This window comes from Polaromonas sp. (assembly GCF_018780625.1).
In the GTDB taxonomy this organism is placed as follows: Bacteria; Pseudomonadota; Gammaproteobacteria; order Burkholderiales; family Burkholderiaceae_C; genus Polaromonas.
In genome coordinates, this window is the sequence record NZ_JADMJK010000130.1 from 1 (window position 1) to 3,980 (window position 3,980).

Below are 3,980 nucleotides of genomic sequence, written 5' to 3' on the forward strand. Positions count from 1 at the left end.
TGGCCCGTCATCCTCGAAGTTGAAGTTCTGGCCGATGTTCAGCGTCGCCGTGGCGGCATCGCCGTCCTTGTCGGTCTTGGTCGCCGTGAGCGTGATCAGCGTGTCCGCGCCCAGCGTCTTGGAATCGTCCGGATTGCTCGTATCGGGGTGCACGATGGCAAGCACCTGGTCGAGTGTGACCACCCCGGTCGTGCTGTTCAGGCTGACCGTGAAGGAAATCGCCCCGGCCGGGTCCGCCGTCGCCGCGCCGCTGCCGACCCGCCCGACCACCTGTCCGCTTTCCAGGTACAGGAACACGCCGTGGCCGCTCGCCGTGTCCACCAGACCGGAGTCCGCGCCCACGGCGCTGATGCCCAGGCTGTAGGCCAGCGTGCCCGCGCCGTCGGCGCCAAAGCTGGAGCTGAAGTTGACCGAGAAGTCCGCCGTCGCGTTGGTCGCCAGCACCGTCTCATCGACCGTCGCTGTCGGCTCGGTGCCGGTGGTCGAGATCGATGGCCCGTCATCGACAAAGGCCAAGTCCTGTAACGGAGATGTATTGAGACCGCCTGTCTCCAGCTTGAAGGCGCCGATGTCGAAAGCTGCGTTGAGATTTGCGTCACTGTTTCCGGCGTTGTCGATCAGCACGCGGTTGTGATCTGTGGCGGTGTGGTAGGCGATCTTGTCACCGGCTATCACGCCAGTAATTTTCACCGTGTCACCGGTGAAATCAAGGGTCAAAGCGCCACCCGGGGCATTCAGATCAGACACCGTGCCGGTGGCCGCTGCAAATGTGTGCTCGTATGTCGTCGTCGTTTTGCCGGTCTTGACGGTCCTGGTGATCGTGACATCGATCACGTTGACCGCCACATCATCGGCATCACCCAGCCCTTCGATATACGTATTACCCTTCTCCGTGGAATCCGTGTTATTGAACGCGCTAACCAGGAGCGTGGCCCCCTTGGGCGGCTGCAGCTGTACGACGACAAAGGACGCTCCCGTTGCGCCCAAATAGGTTTGGAAGTCGATGTTGGCTTCGACGTCGGCCTCGTTCTGGTTCAGGTTGGGCACCGTCAAGTCCGTATTGGCCCCCTTGACGAAAGTGAAGTACATGCCCTCATTCGGATCGATCATCTGATTGTTCGAGCCGATGGTCGTCATGCCGCCGCCCTGTCCGGTATTGACGGTGTCGCCGGTGGTGATGCTGGCGCCAGTGGACTGGTTCGCTGGATGCTTGCCGGTGACAACGATGGTCGCGTCGTCCAGGCTGGGCGTGCCATCACCGAACATCAGAAACAGATTCTGGCCGGACGGTGCGCCTTCCAGGGAGAAGCCAAGCAAGTTATTGACCGTGACATTCAGGCTCTCGGTCAGAAACACGATGTCGTTGGGGTTGGTGCCGTCCGGATGGAAGATCGACTGGTACTGCACCAGCCAGAGCCTGGCGCTCGTGGCGCTCACGTCGCCCACAGCAGCAGTTCCCGTATCCAGATAGGCGGCGAAAACGACTTCACCGTTCGGATTCGCGGTGCCGTCGGCAAAGCCCTTGCGGGCAAAGACGACATTGTTTTCGTCCACGCCCGCAATGTCGGCGCCCTGATAGCTGTAGAGGAAGATTTTCGTTCCGTCTGTGGTTCTGAGATAGTCATTGATCCCGGTCCCGGGTCCAGACTTGGCAACAGCCCCATCGAGCACACCACCGGTTGAACTGGTAAAGGCGACATCAGTAACGTTGGCGCCGAAAGTCATTACGAAGTCATCGGCTGTCGTGGCGGTGCCAAAGCCGCTCAGCGCGGCGCCCGAAGGAGTCCCGGCCCCCACCGCCGTCAGCAGCGTTTCGAACTCAGCCGGCAACACCCCGCCACCGGCGAGGCTGATGTCGTTGCTGGTGACGCCGCCTGTATCAAGGTTTTGTACGCCGCTTGTTTCGTCGATCTGGAGAATGGTGGACATGATAGATTTCCTCGAAAAAAACGCGGCCACTAAGGCCTGACCGCAGAGCCGCATGAATACAGATCACACCGTCGTCTCAACAGGCCACATGCTCGCCTTCGAGCGCCCCCTTCCTCGAGAAAGCTCAAGCAAAGAGGGAATTTGACTTGAGTTGGTGCCGCTCAAGGCTGGTCTGAAAATCAATCCTTTTGTGATGCGAGGCCACCGAAGAGAGGCCGAAGACTGGAATGAAAGATCTTCATGCTGCAGCCTCTAACCGATGAAATCGATATCAGTTTGCGACCGGATCCGACCGCCAGCAATCCCCAAAAATGGATGGACTGCTTGTGCCTGGACGGCTTCACTCCTGATTTTTTTCGCCCGTGTTTTCTTCAGTTTTCAGAGGAGAAATCATGTTCTCCTGACTTCCAGGAGCGAACAAAGAAGGCTTAAAAAACGCGATGTTTTTCGATGTGAAATCTGAATGGACTCGGGAAGATTTGTAAAAAAGTCCGCCTTCACTGGCTGGCGCCAACCTGCGCGGGCATCCTTCATGTGCAGCCATGCTGGGCGCACAAAACGAAAAAGCCCGGCCTCCACAGGAGACCGGGCAACCGGCTGGGCCGGGATCAGGCGCTTGTTATGGCACTGATGGCCAGCGGCTTAGCTGCCGATGCGGCCGCCGTCGTTCTTGGTGATGACCACCGTTGCCGAGCGCGGGCGCTTGCCGGCGCCGTAGCCGGCGCTGCTGGGCCACTGGCTGGTGTACTTGGACGGGTCGGCAATATCAGCCATCTTGGTGCCTTCGCCCGGATGCTGGATGTTGACAAACATCGCCTTGCCGTCGGGCGTTTCGCACAGGCCGGTGATCTCGCAATCCTTGGCGCCCACCAAAAAGCGCTTGAGCTTGTCGGCGCCGGGCGCCTTGCCCACATAGGTGTCGACATTGAGCGCGCTGCCATCAGTCTTGGTGTAGTTCAGCGTTTTCTTCGCACCATCGCCCACGGTCCCAGGCAGCGCGGCTAGCATCATGCAGTTGGTCACGTCGGTATAGGCACCGTCATCGGTCTGGATCCACATGATGCCTGTGGCCGGGCTGAACACCAGGCCGTCCGGGCTGGAGAAGTCCTGGTCGCCCGTCAGGCTGGACAGGTTGACAGTGCCCGGTGCGGCGCTCGATTCGGCGCCGAACACGTAAACATCCCAGCTGAAGGTGATGGCCGTGCTGCCTGCCGCAGCCTCTTTCAGGCGAAGGATGTGCCCGTTCGGATTGCCGTTTTGCGCGGTGCTGCCGTTCTTGATGTCGGTGTACACGCGCGGGTTCGCGCTGTCGGGCGGCATGGTGGCCGAATTGACGGCGCGGTTGCTGTTGTTGGTCAGGGTGAAATAGATTTCACCGTTGGCCACGTTGGTCGAGCACCACTCGGGGCGGTCCATCTTGGTGGCACCCACCGCATCGGCGGCCAGGCGGGCATTGACCAGCACATCGGCCTGGTCGGCAAATTTATAGCCGGCATAGGCGGCAATCAAGGGATTGCTGATCGACAGCTCGACCCAGTCGCCCTTGCCGTCGCTGTTGAACTTCGCGACGTAGAGCTTGCCGTTGTCGAGGTAGGTGTCGCCGGTGGTGATGCGGTCCGCCGGGTTGGCATCGGCCGCAGTCCAGGCCTTGGCGGACACGAACTTGTAGATGTATTCGCCGCGCGAGTCATCACCCATGTAGACGGCCAGCGGCTGGCCGGCGACCGGCTTGCCGAAAGCGGCGCTCTCGTGGGCAAAACGGCCCAGTGCGGTGCGCTTGCGGGCGGACTTGGTCTTGTCGTAGGCGTCGATCTCGACGATGTAGCCAAAGGTGTTGAGCTCATTGCGGTAGTCGGCGGACGCAGTGCCCACGCCCTGGCTGATGTCCCAGCGGGCATACTTGTCGTCGACGCCGGCCGATTCCCAGCCGTGGCGGCTGTTGGCAGGACCCACAACGCCAGCAGTCACAGGCAGGCCGCGGCCGTAGCGCTTGAGTGAGGCCACGCTCTTGTCGCCGCGGGCGGTGTCGTCGGCGGCGTTGCGGAAAAAGT

The 3,980-nt window shown here is 60.8% G+C and carries 2 protein-coding genes; both read right to left on the minus strand.

Annotated features, from left to right (window positions below; translation table 11 throughout):
* Positions 1-1,929 (minus strand): DUF5801 repeats-in-toxin domain-containing protein (locus tag IV091_RS11420; protein WP_293468755.1); only part of this gene is annotated, 1,929 nt, incomplete at its 3' end.
* Positions 1,930-2,571: 642 nt separating this feature from the next.
* The coding region (locus IV091_RS11425) for an alkaline phosphatase PhoX (protein WP_293468757.1) at positions 2,572-3,980 on the minus strand (1,409 nt) is incomplete at its 5' end.